Annotated in this window: 20 protein-coding genes; 12 read left to right on the top strand and 8 right to left on the bottom strand. The window is 67.8% G+C overall.

Annotated features, from left to right (window positions below):
* Nucleotides 1–12: 12 nt before the first annotated feature.
* On the bottom strand, nucleotides 13–942 hold the full coding sequence (locus D1409_RS02885; RefSeq protein WP_123533843.1) for a VOC family protein: 930 nt from the start codon (nucleotides 940–942) through the stop codon (nucleotides 13–15).
* Nucleotides 943–1,028: 86 nt separating this feature from the next.
* The gene (locus D1409_RS02880; RefSeq protein ID WP_123533841.1) at nucleotides 1,029–1,574 is read right to left on the bottom strand and encodes a DUF1684 domain-containing protein; all 546 of its coding nucleotides are present in this window, start codon (nucleotides 1,572–1,574) and stop codon (nucleotides 1,029–1,031) included.
* Nucleotides 1,575–1,732: 158 nt separating this feature from the next.
* Here D1409_RS02880 and D1409_RS02875 point away from each other — a divergent pair, with 158 nt between their 5' ends.
* From D1409_RS02875 to D1409_RS02855, 5 genes are all read left to right on the top strand, one after another.
* Nucleotides 1,733–2,035, top strand: a complete 303-nt coding sequence (locus tag D1409_RS02875) for a ribbon-helix-helix protein, CopG family (protein WP_123534806.1) — start codon at nucleotides 1,733–1,735, stop codon at nucleotides 2,033–2,035.
* On the top strand, nucleotides 2,036–2,521 hold the full coding sequence (locus D1409_RS02870; protein ID WP_123533839.1) for a hypothetical protein: 486 nt from the start codon (nucleotides 2,036–2,038) through the stop codon (nucleotides 2,519–2,521). It abuts the gene before it with no gap.
* Nucleotides 2,522–2,590: 69 nt separating this feature from the next.
* Complete coding sequence (locus D1409_RS02865; RefSeq protein ID WP_123533837.1) at nucleotides 2,591–2,893, top strand: DUF5779 family protein; 303 nt, start codon at nucleotides 2,591–2,593, stop codon at nucleotides 2,891–2,893.
* 102 nt (nucleotides 2,894–2,995) lie between these two features.
* On the top strand, nucleotides 2,996–3,673 hold the full coding sequence (locus D1409_RS02860; RefSeq protein WP_123533835.1) for a hypothetical protein: 678 nt from the start codon (nucleotides 2,996–2,998) through the stop codon (nucleotides 3,671–3,673).
* 60 nt (nucleotides 3,674–3,733) lie between these two features.
* Nucleotides 3,734–4,144 (top strand): hypothetical protein, encoded by a 411-nt coding sequence (locus D1409_RS02855; protein ID WP_123533833.1) that lies wholly within the window; start codon nucleotides 3,734–3,736, stop codon nucleotides 4,142–4,144.
* A gap of 36 nt (nucleotides 4,145–4,180) precedes the next feature.
* Here the strand turns inward: D1409_RS02855 and D1409_RS02850 are convergent, their stop codons facing one another.
* Both D1409_RS02850 and D1409_RS02845 read right to left on the bottom strand, forming a co-directional pair.
* Nucleotides 4,181–4,390: a ribbon-helix-helix domain-containing protein gene (locus D1409_RS02850; protein WP_123533831.1), complete on the bottom strand. Its 210-nt coding sequence runs from the start codon at nucleotides 4,388–4,390 to the stop codon at nucleotides 4,181–4,183.
* A 96-nt stretch (nucleotides 4,391–4,486) separates the two neighbouring features.
* Nucleotides 4,487–5,659: a M24 family metallopeptidase gene (locus D1409_RS02845; protein ID WP_123533829.1), complete on the bottom strand. Its 1,173-nt coding sequence runs from the start codon at nucleotides 5,657–5,659 to the stop codon at nucleotides 4,487–4,489.
* 123 nt (nucleotides 5,660–5,782) lie between these two features.
* Between D1409_RS02845 and aroA the strand changes: the two genes are divergently transcribed.
* On the top strand, nucleotides 5,783–7,072 hold the full coding sequence (gene aroA, locus D1409_RS02840) for a 3-phosphoshikimate 1-carboxyvinyltransferase (RefSeq protein ID WP_123533827.1): 1,290 nt from the start codon (nucleotides 5,783–5,785) through the stop codon (nucleotides 7,070–7,072).
* Between the two features lie 34 nt (nucleotides 7,073–7,106).
* On the opposite strand, the gene D1409_RS02835 is transcribed toward aroA, so the two are convergent.
* Together D1409_RS02835 and D1409_RS02830 are read right to left on the bottom strand one after the other, a co-directional pair.
* Nucleotides 7,107–7,886 carry a DUF2071 domain-containing protein gene (locus D1409_RS02835; RefSeq protein WP_123533825.1) on the bottom strand — a complete coding sequence of 260 codons (780 nt, stop codon included), beginning with the start codon at nucleotides 7,884–7,886 and terminating at the stop codon, nucleotides 7,107–7,109.
* A gap of 58 nt (nucleotides 7,887–7,944) precedes the next feature.
* Complete coding sequence (locus tag D1409_RS02830) at nucleotides 7,945–8,145, bottom strand: hypothetical protein (RefSeq protein WP_123533823.1); 201 nt, start codon at nucleotides 8,143–8,145, stop codon at nucleotides 7,945–7,947.
* A gap of 188 nt (nucleotides 8,146–8,333) precedes the next feature.
* On the opposite strand from D1409_RS02830, the gene D1409_RS02825 reads away from it, so the two are divergent.
* The 3 genes from D1409_RS02825 to D1409_RS02815 all read left to right on the top strand — a co-directional run bounded on the left by D1409_RS02825 (nucleotide 8,334) and on the right by D1409_RS02815 (nucleotide 12,349).
* Entirely contained in the window at nucleotides 8,334–9,437 is a 1,104-nt protein-coding gene (locus D1409_RS02825; protein ID WP_123533822.1) for a hypothetical protein, read from the top strand.
* Nucleotides 9,438–9,439: 2 nt separating this feature from the next.
* A complete protein-coding gene (locus D1409_RS02820; protein ID WP_123533820.1) occupies nucleotides 9,440–10,984 on the top strand; it encodes a hypothetical protein in 1,545 nt (514 codons plus the stop codon).
* A 126-nt stretch (nucleotides 10,985–11,110) separates the two neighbouring features.
* Nucleotides 11,111–12,349, top strand: a complete 1,239-nt coding sequence (locus D1409_RS02815) for an alkaline phosphatase family protein (RefSeq protein WP_123533818.1) — start codon at nucleotides 11,111–11,113, stop codon at nucleotides 12,347–12,349.
* Between the two features lie 33 nt (nucleotides 12,350–12,382).
* On the opposite strand, the gene msrA is transcribed toward D1409_RS02815, so the two are convergent.
* Nucleotides 12,383–12,937 (bottom strand): peptide-methionine (S)-S-oxide reductase MsrA, encoded by a 555-nt coding sequence (msrA, locus tag D1409_RS02810; protein WP_123533817.1) that lies wholly within the window; start codon nucleotides 12,935–12,937, stop codon nucleotides 12,383–12,385.
* Between the two features lie 118 nt (nucleotides 12,938–13,055).
* On the opposite strand from msrA, the gene D1409_RS02805 reads away from it, so the two are divergent.
* Entirely contained in the window at nucleotides 13,056–14,000 is a 945-nt protein-coding gene (locus D1409_RS02805; RefSeq protein WP_123533815.1) for a pectinesterase family protein, read from the top strand.
* Nucleotides 14,001–14,026: 26 nt separating this feature from the next.
* Here the strand turns inward: D1409_RS02805 and D1409_RS02800 are convergent, their stop codons facing one another.
* Nucleotides 14,027–14,746, bottom strand: coding sequence for a CPBP family intramembrane glutamic endopeptidase (locus tag D1409_RS02800; RefSeq protein ID WP_123533813.1), 720 nt, complete (start codon nucleotides 14,744–14,746; stop codon nucleotides 14,027–14,029).
* A gap of 162 nt (nucleotides 14,747–14,908) precedes the next feature.
* On the opposite strand from D1409_RS02800, the gene aroC reads away from it, so the two are divergent.
* Both aroC and D1409_RS02790 read left to right on the top strand, forming a co-directional pair.
* Entirely contained in the window at nucleotides 14,909–16,135 is a 1,227-nt protein-coding gene (aroC, locus tag D1409_RS02795) for a chorismate synthase (RefSeq protein WP_123533811.1), read from the top strand.
* 66 nt (nucleotides 16,136–16,201) lie between these two features.
* Nucleotides 16,202–16,927, top strand: a complete 726-nt coding sequence (locus D1409_RS02790; protein WP_123533809.1) for a uracil-DNA glycosylase — start codon at nucleotides 16,202–16,204, stop codon at nucleotides 16,925–16,927.
* Nucleotides 16,928–16,945: the final 18 nt, after the last annotated feature.

Here is a 16,945-nt window from a genome sequence, read left to right as displayed (position 1 = left end):
CGAGGGCCCCGTTCACTCGCTCACGAACGGCGGCAGTTGCCCCTCGATCATCTCGCGGTCCTCCTCCAGCCACGGCGGGAGCACGAGCGCCTCGCCCGGCGACGGTTCGCGCTCCCCGACGCCGAGTCCGGGGCGTTCGGTCGCCAGTTCGAACAGGATCCCCGCGCCGTCGCGGACGTACAGCGAGTGGAAGAAGTGCCTGTCCTTCACCCGCGATACGTCCAGATCCCTGTCGGCCAGCAGGTCGCGCCACTCGCGAAGTTGCGCCTCGCTCTCGACGCTCAGCGCGACGTGGTGGATCGAACCCCGCCCCTCCCGGCCGTACTGAGCCTCGTCGGTCAGCAGGTCCACGACCGACTCGCGGCCGCCGGGCAGTCGGTAGCGAACGGCGTCCGCGCGTTCGGCCACGAGTTCGAACCCGAAGGTGGTGAGCAGACTCGCCGTGACGTACGGGTCCGCCGAGCGCATCGTGACGCCGCGGATCCCCCGGACCGCGTGCTCGACGGGCACCGACTCGCCGTTCCGGGGATCCCCAGCACCGTCGTCGACGCCCACCAGTTCCAGTCGCGTTCCGTCGGGGTCGCGGAACGGGAGGACGGCGTCGCCGAAGCGTTCGGTGACCGGGTCGCGGTCCACGCCGTGGTCGTCGAAGCGGTCGGTCCAGAACTCCAGCGAGTCCGCGGGGACCGGCAGCGCGGCGGTGGTGATGTCGGGTTTGCCGATCCGACCGGGCTCCTCGCGGGGGTAGGTGAAGAACGTCAGGACGGATCCGGGTGCACCGCGCTCGTCGCCGTAGTAGAGGTGATACACGAACGGCTCCTCGAAGTTCACGGTTCGGAGGACGAACCGGAGGCCGAGCACGTCCTCGTAGAACCGGCGGTTCTCCGTCGGGTCGCCCGCGACGACCGACACGTGATGCAGGCCGAGCGTGTCCGAAAGCACTGCCCTCGCTACGTGTCGGACCCGGTTAAGCCTGTCAGCGGACGGTCGCGGCAGAAACGGTTCGTGCGCCGATCAGATACCGCCGTTCACTCGTAGCGCTCGCCGGCAGTGACGGTCGTCTCCAGCCAGTTCTCCTCGGGCGGGTACGGACAGGAGAACGTCTCGCTGAAGGCGCAGAAGGGGGAGTACGCGAGGTTGAAGTCGATCGTGACCTCGCCGCCGTCGCTCAGTTCGCCCTCGGGTTCCAGTTCCATGTAGCGGCCGCCCTTGTACGTCTGCTGGCCCGTGGTCTTGTCCCGGAACGGGACGAACAGCGCGTCGTCGTCGGGCGTCTGCTTGTACCCGTGGAGTTCGCGGGTCTCGCCGTCGAGTTCGAACGCGAACGTGACGACCCGTTCGTAGCGGACGGTCCGGCCGTCGCTGGTCTCCATCTCGACGGGGTCCGGTTCCTCGTGGACGGTGACGGTCGCCTCGACGCGGTAGTCGGCGTCGGGGTCGAAGTAGTCGAGGCCGTCGAAGTCGTCGCGCTCCTCGGGCGGGATCGGCGATTGGGGATGCTCGCCGAAGAAGTCGTCTTTCTCCTCGCGGTTCGCCCTGAGCCGGTCCGCCCAGCCGTCCTCGGTGTCGCTCATGATTCGGAATTGCCGCCGCGGTGGTTTGAGTCCGGCGGTCCTCCCGTTCGGCTCACCGACTGAGCGGGGCCGCGTTCGACTCCCTCCGTGGGGAGGGTGACGGTAGCTCTGCCAATCCTTATAAACGAGTGGGTACAATGTACACACAGAACCGGATCATGGGAACGACTCGCGTCAACTTTCGACTCCCCGAGGAGCTGATCGAGAAGGCGGACGTGGCCGCCGAAGTCTCGCACAAGAACCGGACTGAGATCGTCGTCGAGGCGCTTCGGGGCTACCTCGACGACATCGAGGATCAGGATGCGTTCAGGGAGGCCGTGGTCGAACTCTATCTGGACGACGAGATCGGGTTCGACGCGTTGAAGGAGTTCATCGGGCGGCAGGACGCCGAGTCCGTTCGCGCCTCGAAGACTCTGCTCGGCCGCGGCGACGAACTGGCCGACGACCTCGCGGACCTGTAGATGATCGTCGCAGACGCGTCTGCGCTCGTCTCGCTGGCCGCCGTCGACACCGTCGACGCCGTCCTCGCCGAGTTCGAGGTCCACACGACAGAGACGGTCGTCGGTGAACTGAAAGACACCAGCGAGTACGACGACAGGCACGGAGCCGCCGCTCGGGCGGTACTCGACAACCGGGACGAGTTCGAGACTCACGAAGTATCGGAGACGCTCGAATCGTCGCGAATCGACCGCGGCGAGGGCAGTTGCGCGCTCCTGACGCGACGTCTCGATGCCGAGTTCCTGATAACCGACGACCTCAGGGCGCTCCCCGAACTCCAGACCGCCAGCGACGCGGAAGTCGCGATCTCACCTATCGTTCTGAAGGCGCTGGTGAAGCGAGAGGTGATGGAGACCGAGCGGGCGCGGGAGAAGGTCGACCGGCTCGCGGAACAGCGGTCCTGGCTCGGACAGCCTATCTACACGAGAGCGAGAGGCCTGTTCGAGTAGCCGCTCTCTCCGTAGCCCGACCCCCGTCCGGCGCACACCTTTTTCTCGGTCGACCGCGACGGGGGTGGTATGAGCGAGATCGACCTCGACCTCCAGACGGTCGAGGAGGAGTTGACCGACGAACGCGACGAGAAGGACGGCGGCGGTCGGGTCGTCCTCGGCGTCCTCGACGGGACGACCCCCGACGAGGAGTGGATCGACGCCATCGAGAACGGACAGACGCTCGTGCTCTCGATCGAGGGAGACGTCAACGAACTGGCGGCCGGGTTCGCCCGGAACGTCCGGGAGGTCGACGGCGACCTGATGCAGTTCCGCGGGTTCCTCGTCGTGACCCCGCCCGGCGTCAGCATCGACACCAGCCGACTGGACTGAGCGGGGCCCGCCACCCGCGGACGACGGTCGCGGGCGGAACCGACGGCGCGCCCCAACGAGTCGGTATCGGCGCTTATGTGGCGGGCGCTCCTACCTCGAGGCATGCCGATGAAAGCCACCGGGAGCGCGTCGTCGTGGCGAGAGATAGACCAGTGGGACGGCGGGACAGGGTGGATCGCCTACCCCGAAGAGGCGATGCAGCGGGCCAGCCACGCGCTCGTCGAGGGCGACGACGTGTGGCTCGTCGACCCGGTCGACGTCAGCGGTCTGGACGACATGCTGGCCGACCACGGGTCGGTCCGGGGCGTCGTCACGCTCCTCGACCGCCACAAGCGTGACGCGGCGGCCATCGCCAGACGGCACGACGTGTCCGTGTTCGTCCCCGAGTGGATGGACGACGTCAGGTCGGACCTCAACGCCCCCGTCGAGTACGTCCGTCGCGGCCTCCCCGACACGGGCTACGACCTCCACAAGCTCGTCGACAACCCGTTCTGGAAGGAGGGGTTCCTCTACGACGAAGACGCGCGGACGCTCGTCGTCGCCGAAGCCCTCGGGACGACGCCGTACTTCCTGACGAGCGAGGAGCGCCTCGGCGTCCACCCGGCGCTCCGCCTGAAACCGCCGAAGACGCTCGGCCGCTTCGCGCCCGAACGGGTGCTGGTCGGCCACGGCGCGGGCGTGTTCGACGACGCGCCCGGCGCGCTGGCGGACGCACTCGACGGGTCGCGGCGGCGGACGCCGCGGCTCTACGCGAAGACGGCCCGCGAATTCCTGCTGTAACGGCGTCAGTTACACCGAATCGAGCGACGGAGTTTTGCCCCGTCCGTCGAAAGGTCCACTGTGGTGTACGCTACGCGCGGACTGGTCGAGTCGTGTCTCCGCTTCGCCAGAGAGTCCGACCCCGACCCGGTGACTATCTCCGTGTCCGTGACGCCCGCTGAGGAACTCCCGACCGTCGATCTCCCGCCGGAGACGCCGGTTTTCACCCACTTCTACTACCCGGACTCGGCGAGCTCGGTCAACTTCGTCTTCGGCGTCGACCTCGGGACGCCGGCCGGGCAGACCCAGGGCCGGTTCGTCTCCCACCCGAACGGGGAGCTTCGCGTCCGCCAGCGCGACGACTTCCACCAGTTCATCTTCGTCGCCGTCCCGCCGTGGGACGACGAGTCGATCGCCGTCTTCGACCGCCGCGGCGAGGAGAAGCCGCTCGAGTTACTGGACGCCGAACCGCCCGAGGAGTTCCCGGAGTAACCCCGTCCTGCCCGGTCGAACTGCCCGTTCACCGCCTCAGTCCAGGTACCCCAGGTCCTCGAGCTGGTCCGCAATCTCCGAGAACTCCGCCTCCGTGAGCTCTCCCTGTTGCTCGTGCTGGATGACGATACTTCGGAGGAGGAACCGGACGAGGTCGCTCGTACTGGAGAAGCTCGTCCCCTCGATGGTCTCCTCGACGCGGTCTGCCAGGTCTTTCGGGATCGAGACGGTGGTGTAGTCGGTCATATCCACCGGATCGGGAGCGGCGCGGTTAGGTATTGTGACTGCGGACCCGCCGCTCGGCGGTTCACGACCCGTTCGACCCGGCTCCACACCGAACCGCTACAGCGTGAGTTCGACGCGGTAGTCGGTGAGGTTCTCGTACCCGTCCTCGGTGACGACGACGAGGTCCTCGATGCGGACGCCGCCGACCTCCGGGTCGTAGAGACCGGGCTCGATCGTGATCACGTGGCCCGGTTCGAGCTCCGGCCCGCCGGGCGCGAGACTCGGCCCCTCGTGGACGTCCAGCCCGACGCCGTGACCCGTGGAGTGGATGAACCCGGTCTCGGCCGCCTCGTCGCTCCGAAGCGTCGGCTCGCCGGCGTCCTCGTACACGTCGCAGGCCGCGTCGTGTACGTCACCGCCTGTCGCACCGGGTTCGACCGCGTCCAGCGCCGCGCGGTAGGCCGCCTCGGTCAGATCGTACCACTCGCGGACAGTCTCGTCGGGCTCGCCCCTGCAGAACGTGCGGGTCATGTCCGCGTGGTACTTCGTCGCCTTGTTCTGGGGGAAGATGTCGATAATGATCGGTTCGTCGGCCGCGAGTGGGCCGCTCCCGCGCTCGTGCGGGTCGGCGGCGTCCGCACCGCAGGCGACGATGGTCTCGTCCAGCGCACAGCCGTGGCGGAGGAGCGTCACCTCGATCTCCGTCTTGACGGCCTCGCTCGTCAGCGGATCGCCCTCGTAGTACAGCGTTCCATCGCGCACGTCCGCGCCGGCGATCAGGTCCTCCGCCGCGTGCATCGCGGCCTCGTTGGCCCGCTGGGCCTCCCGAACGTTGTCGACCTCCTCGTCGGTCTTGACCGCGCGGATGTCGGAGACGGCGTCCTCTCGGTCGACGGTGACTGTCACGCCTCGTTCGCGCAGACCGTCGGCGGTGTGAAGGGGGAACCGCGGCGGGGCGGCGACCGACTCCACGTCGTAAGCGTCGAGGAAGTCGGCGAGCACGTGGTAGGTCGCCTCGCGACGGCCGTACTCCTCGCTGTACTCGCCGTAGCCGTAGTCGATCGAGCGTTCGACCGTGGCGGCGCGGGCCTCGCGCTTGGCGCGGCCGAACTCCAGGCTCCGGTGGAAGAGCAGTCGCACCTGTCCGTCGTAGAGCGTGACGAACGGGTCGGGCGCGTCGAACCCCGAGAGGTAGTACTGCGTTGAGTCCTCCGAGTCCGCGTGGACGAGGTAGCCGTCGTAGTCGTTCTCCGCGAGGAAGTCGTCGAGCGCCGAGAGGTCCGGTTCCATACCACCACGATACGGTCCGGCGGATAAATAGAGTGGGCCCGACAGCGGCGGGCCGACGCGGACTCGCTCGCCCCGACTGCCGACTCCGGTAGCCTGATGCACCGCGGGGACGACGCCCGGCACATGGACGCAACTATCGAGCGGTCGACGGTCGAGGGCCGGGCGCGCGCCCCGCCGTCGAAGAGCTACACGCACCGGGCGATCCTCGCGGCGGGCTACGGGAGCGAGGCCACCGTCCACGACCCGCTGATCAGCGCCGACACGCAGGCGACCCGACGCGCCGTCGAGGCATACGGCGGCGAGACCGAACTCTCCGAGGACCGGAGCGCGCTCACCGTCGACGGGTTCGACGGCCGCCCGGACGTGCCCGCCGACGTGATCGACTGCGCCAACAGCGGCACGACGATGCGCCTCACCACCGCGACCGCCGCCCTCGCCGACGGCCTGACCGTCCTCACCGGCGACGGGTCGCTCCGGTCGCGCCCGCAGGGACCGCTCCTCGACGCCATCGAGCAACTCGACGGCCGGGCAGAGAGCACGCGCGCCAACGGGCAAGCGCCGCTCGTGATCGGCGGGCCCGTCGACGGCGGCACGGCCTCGATTCCGGGCGACGTGTCCTCGCAGTTCGTCACCGCGCTCCTGATGGCCGGCGCCGTCTCCGACGACGGCGTGACGGTCGATCTGGAGACGGAACTCAAGTCCGCGCCGTACGTCGACATCACGATCGAAGTGCTCGAGGACTTCGGCGTCGAGGCCACCGAGACCGACGCCGGCTACCGCGTCGAGGGCGGCCAGTCCTACGCCCCCACCGATGGCGAGTATCACGTCCCCGGCGACTTCTCCTCGATGTCCTACCTGCTCTCCGCGGGTGCGCTCGCGGCGCCCGAGGGCCTCGTCGTCGAGGGCGCCTACCCCAGCGCGCAGGGCGACTCGGCCATCGTCGACGTGCTCGAACGGATGGGCGCCGACATCTCGTGGGACCGCGAGGCCGGCGAGATCACCGTCACCCAGTCCGAGTTGACGGGCGTCGAAGTCAGCGTCGCCGACACGCCGGATCTGCTTCCCACGATCGCCGTGCTCGGCGCCGCCGCCGACGGCACCACCTCGATCACCGACTGCGAACACGTCCGCTACAAGGAGACCGACCGCGTGAGCGTCATGGCCGAGTCGCTCACGGAGATGGGCGCCGCCGTCGTCGAGGAACAGGACCGCCTCTCGATCCGCGGCGCCGAGACGGACCTCCGCGGCGCGACCCTCCCCGGTCGCGACGACCACCGCATCATCATGTCGCTGGCCGTCGCCGGCCTCGTCGCCGACGGGCAGACGACGATCACCGAGGCCGAAGACGTGGACGTGTCCTTCCCCGGCTTCTTCGACACGCTCGCCGACCTCGGCGCGAACGTCTCGAAGTAGGTTCGAGCGTCTCGAACTCGGCCAGCGAGTCGCCTCAGGCCGTCGACCGTGCGGTCCCCGACGGCGGTTCGTCCGCTACGACGTCCGCTTCCGGACAGATCGATCCCACGTCGCGCCACTCGTGGCCGATGTCGCGCATCAACAGCGCGTTGTCGAAGGTAACAGTATCTGACGGGAACCGCCGCTCGTCCTCGAAGAAACTCGCGCTCACGTCCTCGACCGACAGCGGCGTCACTCGCCACTCGTCGGTCGCGAGTTCGACGCCGTCGAAGCGCCCGCCGCCGGGCGCCGGGGAGTAACCGACCGCGCCCAGTCGGTGGTACTCTGAGGCGGCCCCGACGGAGTCGAAGACGCTCCCGGCCGGCAACTCGTCGGCCTCGCTGGCCGTCACGGACATCCTCGTTTCGCCGTCGTGACTCTCCATCGCGACGGCGTAGCGGCCGTCGCCCTCGCGAACGTCGAAGTCGGCCCGGTAGTACTCGCCGAACGACCGGCGGCCGACGGCGGCGGTGAGTCGCGACGAGGAGTCCCGCCGCGGCACGTAGACGCCCGAGCGTCGCTCGCCGGTGTCGTCCTCCCACTCGACGCCGATCCGGTGGGCGGCGTTCTCCGACCGTGTGCCCACGAAGGCAGGGAGCCCGCGCGGCCGGACGTCGGTCAGTCTGAGCAGGCAGATCCCGCCGATGGCGTGACCGTCGACCGTCCGCGGTTCGAACGGGTCGGGGAGCACGTCCTCCAGCGCGGCCGCGTCGATCCGGTAGTTGACGAGGATTCGTCGGTCGATGACGCCGCGGAGCGACGGGAGCCGAACCATACGGTCGTGTCGGCCGTTCGAGTGATGTATCTTTCCCGCGGCGGCTCTCGAACCCGACTCACTCGTCCGTCTCGACGTCGGCCGCTTCCGGCCTCGCTCCGTCCTCTCTGCGGTCGATTTGCGCGTGTGCCTCGTTGATCAGTCGGAGCACCTCGGGGAGCACCTCGATCTCGATCTGTTCACGGACGGTCGGGTCCACCGCCTCGACCTCCTCCAGTTTCGTCGCGTACGTGTCCGGTAGCTCGATCTCTACGTTCACACGATCTGTTGCTCTGTCTGACAATATATTTCTACCGCCGGAACCCTGCCACGGAGGCGACGACACACCCAGGGCGGTGTCAGTACGGACGTGGATCGAGTCGAGCCGGCCGGACGAGTCCGTTCCCGGCCGGTCCAACTGATTAAACGCACGAAAATTTTATTTCATTTGCAGGAAACTGGCAAACGATGTCACAGTCAGATATCATACTGGAACGGGATCGGGTTCTCGTCGTCGGTGACGAGAACGGGGTCGACATCACGACCGAAGCAGGGACAGGGGCTGACATCAGGTTCAGACCCGGGAAGGCGAACATCGTGGCCGGTGGTGGGTCGGACGACGACACAACCTCGGAGGGTGACCTCATGCTGCGGGACCAGGCCGACAACACCCGGATCCACCTGTCCGCCGAGACGGGGTGGAAGGCCGACGACGAGGAGAACCGCGTCTGGATCAACGGCGAGAGGGGCATCGTCAAGCTCGCGGCAGACAACACGAAGGACGGCAACGAGGACATCAATCTCGATACGCCCAAGGCGAACCTCACGCTCGGTGGCGGCAGCCGGCCGGAGTCGAGCGACCTCGCGCCGTCGGAGGGAGACCTCATGTTGCAGGACCGGGACGCGAAGACCCGGGTCCACCTGTCCGCCGAGAAGGGGTGGAAGGCCGACGACGCGAACAACAGGGTCTGGATCAACGGCGAGAAGGGCGTCGTCAAGCTTGGATCGGTCAACACGCAGTGGGAGAATCAGGACATCAAACTGGACTCGACTGAGGCGAGGATCAAGGTAGGCGGCGGCAAGCGCGACACGGAGGACTCGCCCGACTGGCGAGGGGACTCCGTCGGGCAGATCACGGTCCAGGACGACGAGGACAACACCCGGGTGGACCTCAGCGGCGAGGGGCGGGTCGAACTCCGGTCGGACGACGACGACGCGACGATCGAACTGGACGCCGACGAGGCGCGGGCGACCGTCGGCGGCGGTGGAACGGGCGGGACGCTCGAACTCGACGACGGCTTCGCCGGGCACGGCGTCGAACTCGACGGCGCCGAGGGGCGAGCGTCCCTCGGGGCGGCGGGCGAGAACGGCTCGCTCGAACTGCGCAACGACGACGGCGATCTCACGGCCGTCCTGCGGGTCGAACACTTCGAACCGAACCCCGACGTGCCTCCCCAGTTAGGTGGCGACGGCGCGAACGACCTCGTCGTCGAGACCGGGGACGGGACCGAAGCGATGCGGATCAAGCAGGACGGGACGGTGGAGATCGACAACCTCGCGAACTCCTCGTAACCATGGCGGGCGACGACGCCGTCTCGCTCCGTTCCGTCGCGGACCGGATGGACCCCGAACGTCCCGCCAGACGACTCTACGGGAACGGGCCGCCGTTCGATTCGGATCGGCGCCAGGCGTACGACACGGACGAACTGGACTTCCCGCTGAAGACCGTCGCCAACGAGACGACGGGTCCGTTCGAGTCGGTCGACCCACCGAAGAGTCGCGTCGTCGAGGGCGACGTCGACATCGGCCACCTGTGGTACAAGACCGCGTTCCAGCCGTCCGACAGCGACGAACCCGTCCAGTACCTCGACACAGTGTACTCGGACGTCCTGATCGTCGGCGACCAGGAAGAGATCCGGACACTCGACGGCGAAATCGCGGACGACGACCGCGAGATGTACCGATACAACGCCGTCTGGGCCGACATGAACGCGTACGACCTCGGGATGATAAACCGGACGCCGGACAACGGGTCCCTCCCCGAGGGATACACGGACAAGGGGATCGTCGAGACCCACAGGTGGGTCGAGTCGACCGACACCGGTGACGCTCGCGACGACTGGCGGTCGATCCGCAACGTCGCCGACCGCCACAGCGAGGGCGTTCGCCACCGGGTCCTCTGTCAGAACATGTATCAGCCGTCCACCAGGGGCCCGTCGGGCAAGCTGAAAGCGGTACGAAAGGAGTTCGGGAAGCGGTTCTCGAAGACCGGGTTCGACATCGTCGGCATGACCGAACTGCCCAAGGAAGGGCATCTCGACGACGTTCGGAACGCCTACACAGGCGAAGGCAGCTACGAGGACGTGGACACGCGATACGCCGGCAAGGACCTGGGCGTGCTGGTCGGTGGCCGGGGTGACGGCGAGTCGGAGACCGAGCGGGACATCACCGGGAAGAACGCGAGCCGCTACGACGAGACGGGACCGTTCCTGAGCGGCACGAGCAAGGAGGGCTGGCTCCGCGCCACGATCGAACTGCCGTCGCTCCCGAACGACCCGAAGATCGACCTGTTCGTCACGCATCTGCAGCCCGTGATGGGCGGCCGGAAAGACAAGAAACAGAGCGTCAAGATAACGCAGATGCGGAACTTCGCCGACGCCATCGAACGGCGACAGGCCGAACTCAGATCGGACGACGACAAAGAGCCCCACCCGATCGTCGCGATGGGCGATTTCAACGTCAAGTCCCAGGCGGGCGGGTATAGCGACAACGTCAGGAACGCGCAGTACCTGAGCAACTTCCTGCAACAGATGCACGCGCGCGGGATGCAGGACGTCTGGCTGACACGCGGCGGCCCGGGCGGCGAGTCCGGGTGTAACCGCACGGGCGGCGGCGTCAGGTGCGACCCGTTCCAGCCCGGAGCCGGCGAGTCCTACGAGAGCTACTATCGCGGGAACCGGCTCGATTACGTGTTCGTCGAGAAGCCGAAGCCGGACCACTCGATCCACGTCGACGTGAGTCGCGCACAGACCGTCGTCTGGTCGGGCTCACCGCTGGGCGACGCGCTCTCGGACCACACCGGTCTCGCGTTCGACATCGTCACGAGTCCAGCGGACTGAAGCGATAAGCGGTCGGATCCGGGCGCCCCAGTTCGTCGCGCCCGCGCCGGTCTGACCGCCCTTCCCCGTGCCATCGAGTGGCACTGGCCCAGTAGACTCAACTGCGAATACACTGTACACGACTGCGTGCTCCGGACCGACGTCGAACGGTCGCTCCTCGACGAGGGCTATCTCTTCCCCGACTACGAGGGATACTGTTTCGCGAACGTCAACCCGACCGCCCTGTCGCTGCTCGGCGCGGACTGCGACCGGCGGCTCCCCGAGCGAGTTTTCGAGGGAGTCGACACCGACGTGGACCGCGTCGTCCTGGTCTTCCTCGACGGGTACGGCTGGGAACACTGGAAGCGCGACCACGCGGACGTGCCGCTGCTCTCGGCGTTCTCCGAGCGCGGGACGGTGACGCCGCTGACCTCGATCTATCCCTCGGAGACCGCGGCCGCCACGACGACGTTCCACACTGGGCGGACACCCGTCGAACACGGCGTGCTCGGGTGGGACCAGTACGTACAGGAGATCGACGCGCCCCTCCAAGTCCTCCCGTTCGCGACGCGGAACGGCGACCCGGCGGACGAGGCGTACCCCGAGTACGACCGGGAATCCCTGTACGAGGGGTCGTCTATCTACGAGCGCGCGGCGGCCGACGGCGTCGAGAGTCGTCACTTCCACCCGTTCGACGCGCACAACCCGAGCGCCGGCGCGACGGAGCGCACCTACGACACCGTTGCCGACCTCGGGGTGGATCTTCGACAGGAACTCGAAACCGAAGACGGCGCGGACTACCTGTTCGCATATCTGCCACAGATCGACGAGATCGCACACGCGGTCGGAACCGGCGACGAGCGGTACCGCGCGCGTCTCCAGATGGTGACCGAGTGTCTCCGCCGAGAGGTCGTCGAGGGAGTCGACCCCGCTGTCGCCGAACGGACGCTCGTTCTGCTCACGGCCGACCACGGGATCGTCGACACGGTCCCCGACGAGAATGTCGACCTGCGGGGCGACGACGAACTGTGGGACGCCCTTCGCCGTGACGGCGACGGCGACCCGATCCCGCCGGTCGGGAGTCCGCGGAACTGCCACCTGTTCCTGCGCGACGGGACCGTCGACCGGGTCCGCGAGCGGATCGAGTCACGCTACCCCTGTCGGACGTTCACTCGCGAGGAAGCAATCGAGCGCGGTCTGTTCGGCGACGCCGAGCCGAGCGACCTGTTTCGCCGGCGCTGCGGAGACCTGATCGTCGTCCACCGCGACCGCGGGATGTGGTACTCCGAGGACGAACTGTCGCTCGTCGGGATGCACGGCGGTCTCACTCGCGAGGAGATGCTCGTCCCGTTCGCGGCCGCTCGGGTGAGCGACCTCCGGGAGTAATACTCTCGGAGAAGCGTAGTCGTCGACAGCCAGTCAGTCGTCGGACTGGGCCGCCTTCGAGGCGAACTGCTCGCGCACCTTCTTTACCTTCGGTTCGGCGTGGAACTGGCAGTAGCGGTCGTTCGGGTTCTTGTCGTAGTAGTTCTGGTGTTTCTCTTTGGCCCGCCAGAAGGTGTCGAGCGGCGCGATCTCGGTGACGATCTCGTCGTTCTCGTAGCTGTCGAACTCGCCACCCTGCTGGAGGTTGTGGACGAACCGCTCGACCGTCTCCTTCTGGTCCTCGTCGTGGTAGTAGACCGCCGACCGGTACTGCGACCCGATATCGGGCCCTTGCTTGTCCTTCGTCGTCGGGTCGTGGATGCGGAAGAACACCTCCAGCAGGTCCTCGTAGGCGAGCGCGTCGGGGTCGTACTCGACCTGGACGACCTCGGCGTGGCCGGTCGACCCGGAGCACACCTGCCGATAGGTGGGATCGTCGACGTGTCCGCCGGCGTACCCCGAGGTGACGTCCTCGACGCCGTCGAGCTGCTCGAACGCCGCCTCGATACACCAGAAGCACCCGCCGCCGAGAGTCGCTGTCTCTGTCATTACCCGGAGTTGGGTACGGAGCCGTTTGAACCCAGCGACGAAGCGGGGGTCGCCGACGCTCGACGGCGGCCCCGAGTCGAAGGGTATTCAAGAAAACTGGGACCGTAGTACTGTACCGATGGCCCCAGGAGAAGGCGAGCGCTTCGATTACGTCGTCGATACGGACGGGACAGGGGACTACGAGCGCCTGCAGGCGGCGATCGACGGGGCGAAATCGTTCCCCGACGATCGGGTATCGATCTTCGTGAAAGACGGCGTGTACGACGAGAAGGTGACGATCCACGCCTGGAACACGAAGATCGACCTGGTCGGCGAGAGCGTCGAGAACACGATCGTCACGTACGACGACCACTTCGACTCGATCGGCAGGGGACGCAACAGCACGTTCTTCACGTACACGCTGAAAGTCCGCGGGAACGATTTCTCCGCGCGGAATCTGACCGTCCGAAACGCCGCCGGGCCGGACGTTGGGCAAGCCGTCGCGCTCCACGTCGAGGCGGACCGCGCGTCCTTCGAGAACTGTCGGTTCCTCGGCAACCAGGACACGGTCTACGCCGCCGGCGAAGGGTCGCGGCAGTATTTCGACGACTGCTACGTCGAGGGCACGACCGACTTCGTGTTCGGTGGCGCTACCGCCGTCTTCGAACGCTGCGAGATACACTCGAAGTCCGACTCGTACGTCACGGCGGCCTCGACGCCGCGAAGCGAGCCGTTCGGATTCGTGTTCGACGACTGTACCCTGACCGCCGACCCGGAGGTGTCCGAGGTGTATCTCGGTCGGCCCTGGCGAGACCACGCTCATGTGGCCTTCCTCCGCTCGGACCTGGGCGACCACGTGCATCCGGCCGGGTGGCACAACTGGTCCCGCCCGGAAGCGGAGGAGACTGTCACCTACGCGGAGTACGACAACAGCGGTCCCGGCGCGTGGGACCCGGACGAACGAGTGCCCTGGTCGACGGAGCTCTCACCGTCGGAAGCCGAGACGTACACCAGAGCGAACGTCCTGCTGCGCGGAGACGACCGCGAACACGCCCCGCACTGGTATCGGACGGTCACCGAATAGGTCCCGCGGGAGTCGCGGATCGGCGGTCACAGCGCCGAGAGAGCGATCCCGGTCGCGAGCAGGTTCGCGCCGAGGTGGGCGACGGTGCTGGACGCGGTCCCCCATCGCACGCGGAGCGCGCTGAATATCGCCGCGAGGATCACGAGCGACGCGAGTCGGAGCGGGTCGGCCCCGCCGTCGACGACGACGTGTTTCAGGACGAACCCCGTCGCCGCGAGCGTACTGCCCGCGAGCACTCCGTAGGAGTCCATCAACGCGGTCTGGACGACGCCGCGCCAGGCCAGTTCCTCGGCGACCGGGACGACGACCCCGTTGACGAGGAGCAGGGCCGCGAGCACCCACGTCCCCGCGCCGGGTTCGACGACGGGCGTCGCGGTACCGGCGTCGGGCATTCCCCGAATCGCGGCCAGTACGAGGACGGCGGCGAGGAGTCCGACGAAGAAGAGGACGACGCCGCCGACCCCGGCAGCCATCGACCGGAGCGAGAACTCGTAGTCCCAGTCGGCGGGTTCGATCCCGCGACGCAGACCCAGCCACGCGATCGCTCCGGCGAGGAGCGGAAATCCGAGTCCGACGAGGATCATGTCCGCCCCGCGCGGACTCCCGACCGGACCGGCCAGGAGCGCGACGAGTTCCCACCGCAACACCACCTCGACGAGGACCCACAGGACTATCGCGCCAGCGGCGAACGCGGGGAATTCGCCCACGGCGCTGTCGCCTGTTTCGGTCCGCCCGTCCGTCGACATGTGTCACCCGAACGACTCGCTGTGAGGAAAAGTTACGGGTCGCGGTGGTCTCGGTCGGGCGGCGTGCACCGATGGCCGCCGGAGTCGCGGTTTCGCCGTGCGGCGCGGTCAGGTTCGCCCACATCTTCAGAACTATATGCCCGGCCCACCGACCCCGTGGTAATGAACGGCAACGAGTTCGGCCGGCTCTTCCGGTTCACGACGTTCGGTGAGAGCCACGGGGAGGCGATGGGCTGTACAGTGTCGGGGTGTCCAGCCGGGGTGGAGATATCCGAAGACGTGGTGCAGGAGGAACTCGACCGCCGGAAGCCCGGCCAGTCGATGATCACCACCTCCCGGGGCGAACCCGACGAGGTGTCGATCAAGTCCGGCACGCTGGAGGGGTACACCACTGGAACGCCCATCGGGATGGTCATCCAGAACAAGGACGCCCGCTCGGGCAAGTACGAGCCCTTCATCACCGCGCCGCGGCCCTCCCACGGCGACTACACCTACTCCGCGAAGTTCGGGACGCGCAACTGGGGCGGCGGCGGTCGCTCGTCGGCCCGGGAGACGGTGAACTGGGTCGCCGCCGGCGCCGTCGCCAAGCAGGTGCTCGACCAGTCCGACCACGACGTGACTATCAAGGCCCACGTCAACCAGATCGGCGACATCACGGCCGACGACGTGACCTGGGAGGACATGCTCGAACACACCGAGGAGAACGAGGTCCGGTGTGCCGACCCCGAGAAGGCCGAGGAGATGCGCGACGCCATCGACGAGTATCAGCAGGAGGGCGACTCTATCGGCGGGTCCGTCTACTTCGAGTGTCGAGGCGTCCCCCGCGGACTCGGCTCTCCGCGCTTCGATTCGTTCGCCGCCCGGCTGGGGCAGGCGATGTTCTCCATCCCCGCGACGACCGCCGTCGAGTACGGACAGGGGCGCGAGGCCCGCGAGACGCGCGGGATCGACCGCAACGAGGACTGGGAGTTCGACGACGGGACCCGCGACGACGTGGTCAGCGAGGAGGGCGACCCCGTCCCTGTCGGTAACGACCACGGCGGTCTCCAGGGCGGGATCACGACTGGCGAACCAATCTACGGCGAGGTGACGTGGCACGCGCCCGTCTCCATCCCGAAGACCCAGACCACCGTCGACTGGGAGACCGGCGAGAAGAAGGAGGCGAAGGTCGTCGGCCGCCACGACCCGAGCCTGCCGCCGCGCGCCGTCCCCGTCGTCGAGGCGATGCTCCGCGTGACGGTGCTCGACTTCATGCTCCTCTCCGGGCGCATCAACCCCGACCGCATCGACGACCGACCCGGCGAGTACGACACCGACTACCACCCCGAGAGTCCGCAGGACGACCCCGACGACGCGGACACCGTGACCGAGACCGTCGACGAGGACTGACGCGATGGACCGACGTCGACGAGGACTGATTGCCGTGGAACCCCTACGCGACACAGACAACTCATAATGGACGCACGACAGGACGAACTGTCCAACCCGTTCGGGATGGACGAGGACTGCACGAACTGCCCGGAACTCGTCGAATCGCGCTCGCAGGTCGTCCACGGCTACGGCGACGTGGGCGCCGACTTCGTCGTCGTCGGCGAGTCGCCCAGCGCCGCCGCCGACGAGACGGGCGTCCCCTTCGCCGGCGACCAGTCGCTGGTCTGGGACGTCCTCGACCGCGTCGGACTGGTCGAGGGCGAGACGCGACCACCGGGAGCGTCTCGAAACGGCGAGCGGGGAGCGGAGCGAGCCGAGAGCGAGGGTGATCCCGTGGCCGAAGAGCCGCTCCCGGACGAGGTGTACCTCACGTACGTCACCCGGTGTCGCCACCCGGACCGCGACGCGACCGACGAGGAGGTGCGGGCCTGCGAGGGGTACCGCTCCAGCGAACTCCGGATGATCAACCCGGAGATCATCGTCCCGGTCGGGCAGCGCGCCATCGAGGCGCTGGCCTTCCAGTACACGACGAAGAGCGCGGACGAACTCGACGTCGACGAGTTGCACGCGACGACGATGCGCGGCCGCGGGTTCGAACTCGTCCCGATGAAGACGCCGGCCGACCAGACGCCCGAGGAGACCGAGGCGTTCGTCGAGCACTTCGCCGAACTGCTGGGCACCGACTACCGCCAGACCAAGGGCCGGCAGGGCAGTCTGGAGACCGGACGCGGCCCCGACAACGGCGAGTAGCCGCCCGGGTCCCGACGG

Origin of the sequence: Halosimplex salinum, assembly GCF_003730195.1 — an archaeon.
Lineage (GTDB): Archaea > Halobacteriota > Halobacteria > Halobacteriales > Haloarculaceae > Halosimplex > Halosimplex salinum.
This window is presented reverse-complemented; position numbering and strand designations above follow the sequence as displayed.

Bases quoted from the DNA above. Each gene is read 5' to 3' on its own strand.
- D1409_RS02880 (WP_123533841.1), bottom strand. From the start codon at position 1,574: ATGAGCGACACCGAGGACGGCTGGGCGGACCGGCTCAGGGCGAACCGC.
- D1409_RS02875 (WP_123534806.1), top strand. From the start codon at position 1,733: ATGGGAACGACTCGCGTCAACTTTCGACTCCCCGAGGAGCTGATCGAG.
- D1409_RS02870 (WP_123533839.1), top strand. From the start codon at position 2,036: ATGATCGTCGCAGACGCGTCTGCGCTCGTCTCGCTGGCCGCCGTCGAC.
- D1409_RS02865 (WP_123533837.1), top strand. From the start codon at position 2,591: ATGAGCGAGATCGACCTCGACCTCCAGACGGTCGAGGAGGAGTTGACC.
- D1409_RS02860 (WP_123533835.1), top strand. From the start codon at position 2,996: ATGCCGATGAAAGCCACCGGGAGCGCGTCGTCGTGGCGAGAGATAGAC.
- D1409_RS02850 (WP_123533831.1), bottom strand. From the start codon at position 4,390: ATGACCGACTACACCACCGTCTCGATCCCGAAAGACCTGGCAGACCGC.
- D1409_RS02845 (WP_123533829.1), bottom strand. From the start codon at position 5,659: ATGGAACCGGACCTCTCGGCGCTCGACGACTTCCTCGCGGAGAACGAC.
- aroA (WP_123533827.1), top strand. From the start codon at position 5,783: ATGGACGCAACTATCGAGCGGTCGACGGTCGAGGGCCGGGCGCGCGCC.
- D1409_RS02835 (WP_123533825.1), bottom strand. From the start codon at position 7,886: ATGGTTCGGCTCCCGTCGCTCCGCGGCGTCATCGACCGACGAATCCTC.
- D1409_RS02825 (WP_123533822.1), top strand. From the start codon at position 8,334: ATGTCACAGTCAGATATCATACTGGAACGGGATCGGGTTCTCGTCGTC.
- D1409_RS02820 (WP_123533820.1), top strand. From the start codon at position 9,440: ATGGCGGGCGACGACGCCGTCTCGCTCCGTTCCGTCGCGGACCGGATG.
- msrA (WP_123533817.1), bottom strand. From the start codon at position 12,937: ATGACAGAGACAGCGACTCTCGGCGGCGGGTGCTTCTGGTGTATCGAG.
- D1409_RS02805 (WP_123533815.1), top strand. From the start codon at position 13,056: ATGGCCCCAGGAGAAGGCGAGCGCTTCGATTACGTCGTCGATACGGAC.
- D1409_RS02800 (WP_123533813.1), bottom strand. From the start codon at position 14,746: ATGTCGACGGACGGGCGGACCGAAACAGGCGACAGCGCCGTGGGCGAA.
- aroC (WP_123533811.1), top strand. From the start codon at position 14,909: ATGAACGGCAACGAGTTCGGCCGGCTCTTCCGGTTCACGACGTTCGGT.
- D1409_RS02790 (WP_123533809.1), top strand. From the start codon at position 16,202: ATGGACGCACGACAGGACGAACTGTCCAACCCGTTCGGGATGGACGAG.